Below are 2,065 nucleotides of genomic sequence, written 5' to 3' on the forward strand. Positions count from 1 at the left end.
TTGTTAAACTGATTCATGGGGAAAGCCTCCGTTTTGATTGTGTTAAGCGATTCAATCATACAGGGAAGGCTTTCCCTTTTTCAATTCAAGTTTCAGAATTTACACAAAATATTTTACGCTCTCCAAATTTTCAATTATCACTAATAATTGGCTACAAACCTAATATAATTAAATTCATAGTTTTCAAGTCCATTTTAGAAAAAAATAGCAAGATTTTCGATCACTAAATTTATAATAAAATCAGTGATGAATCTTGCTATTTTTATTAAACCGCGAAGTCAAGCTACTTTCAGTGCTTCGCTTTTCTTAACTGAATGCCATTAAATGCCCAATAAATTGCGGTCAATATGGCGAAATTATCATATCTACGGTTAATTAGCATCAGCGACGGGCTTGTAAGCCACCTGCATGTCCCGGGCAGGGTCCTGGGGCGTGAAGGTCGGCTGCACTGGCCGGTAGCCACTGATCTGTGGTGCCGCCTGGTCAGCCAACGCCTTCGTCGGGTCGTCCGGATCGTTCTTGAACTCAACTGCCGCGGCGCCCTTAATCGGCGTCCCGTCGGCCAGCACTGGAATGGCCCGCCCGAATTCACGGTAGATGACCGTCTCCGCCAGGTCATGCTGCGCGGCGGACTGACCGTCAATCAGCCGGCGATCGGCGAAGTAGCCATTTACGACCGGAACAGTGACCGCCTGGTATTCGGCCGTCGTCGTTGTCCACTCCGTCTGCGTATCGACGGCGACCTGGTTGGTGACCCGATCCCAGATTAGCGGCCGCGTCCACAGCGCGCTTTGGACAACCGGCGCCTTGATCGACTGCCCGTTGTAATCCACGAAGTTGACCGTTGCAGTGTAGACCTGGTGATAATCAGCCATGGCAGGCAGCTGAACATTGGCGGGCAGGTCGTCCGTCGGCTGAATCTTCTTCCGATCGTGCCGCATGATGACCGCAAAGACCTGATTCATTTGGTCGTTAATTTGGTATTCGGCGTCCTGCGGGTAGCCGTTGTAGGCAAGGACGTATCCCCGCTTATTCAGCACCGTCAGCTGAGTGGTCGCGTCGTAGTTAATCGGCTGGTCGGCCGCCCCCTCGACTTGGTCCTGCGCCAAGACCTTTCCCGTCTCACCATCGAGATAACTGATGAACGCGCTTTGTTTTGTTGAATCCGTTGCCGCTGTTTCCATGAGCAATACCCCCTACTAATTGACACTCCCCAAATTTATGACCAATATAAATGACTTTATATAATTAATTATAGTCTTAATTTAGAAGAACGAAAACCATTCCCGGCAGAAAAATAAATTTGTCTGCGCGACAAGGTGCAGTTGCGATTTTGTTGCTTTTGCGACACGATCAATCTGCAAATTGACGCAAGCTGGTCCGCATAAATCTGCAGATTGATCGTGGGTCATTTGCTGAAAAATTGCGATTGGGCAAATTGATATGCGCGGCAATTTAAAAAGAGTCGTTATGCATTCTTGCTAATGCTAATCAATAAGGCAGCCGTGATCCCTCTTCACAGCTGCCCTCTAAAGTTTATTTCATGTATTTTTGCGCTTCTTGCCGTGAAAGGCCGTAGTTACTCATCAAATCACGTTCGATTTGCTCATCACTAATCTGATTATTTTTTAAAATTTTAACCATCAAAATAATGTCCTTGGCTTGTTGCTCGTCACGACCTTGTTCAATGCCCTGTTCACGGCCTTGTTCAAGTCCCTCATTCCGCGCATCCATCAAATCTAATTCGTACTTCATAAAACTCTGCCACCTTTCTGGATCGTGCTTGACTTGCTCCATCTTTTCATAAATTCGTTCTGCTAATGCGTCCCCCGGTGTCCGCTCGTTGTGCATCAATCGGAGGAATCCTGCTAGTTTTATTTTATCATGAAAGTCCTGGGCCTTGGCATTAAAGACAACGAGGTGAAGACCAATTTCGGCAGAGCGAGCCGGATTTCGAACCGATCGCATCTCGAATTCATATGCCATTGCACCATCACCATAGTAGTCAAAGTCACAAAAGAAAATCACGTAAATTGGATTAACGTGTTGCTCATCGTAACTATCA

Annotated in this window: 3 protein-coding genes; 1 reads left to right on the top strand and 2 read right to left on the bottom strand. The window is 46.7% G+C overall.

Features of this window, described 5'->3' with window-relative positions; genetic code table 11:
* Nucleotides 1-227: hypothetical protein (locus tag OCT58_RS10250; RefSeq protein WP_267202723.1), on the top strand; the 227-nt coding region annotated here is incomplete at its 5' end.
* Nucleotides 228-371: 144 nt separating this feature from the next.
* On the opposite strand, the gene OCT58_RS10255 is transcribed toward OCT58_RS10250, so the two are convergent.
* Both OCT58_RS10255 and OCT58_RS10260 read right to left on the bottom strand, forming a co-directional pair.
* Nucleotides 372-1,184: a mucin-binding protein gene (locus OCT58_RS10255; RefSeq protein WP_267202724.1), complete on the bottom strand. Its 813-nt coding sequence runs from the start codon at nt 1,182-1,184 to the stop codon at nt 372-374.
* Between the two features lie 352 nt (nt 1,185-1,536).
* A partial coding sequence (locus tag OCT58_RS10260; RefSeq protein ID WP_497529874.1) for a nuclease/transposase family protein occupies nt 1,537-2,065 on the bottom strand: 529 nt, incomplete at its 5' end.

Origin of the sequence: Limosilactobacillus kribbianus (assembly GCF_026413145.1) — a bacterium.
GTDB classification, from domain to species: domain Bacteria; phylum Bacillota; class Bacilli; order Lactobacillales; family Lactobacillaceae; genus Limosilactobacillus; species Limosilactobacillus kribbianus.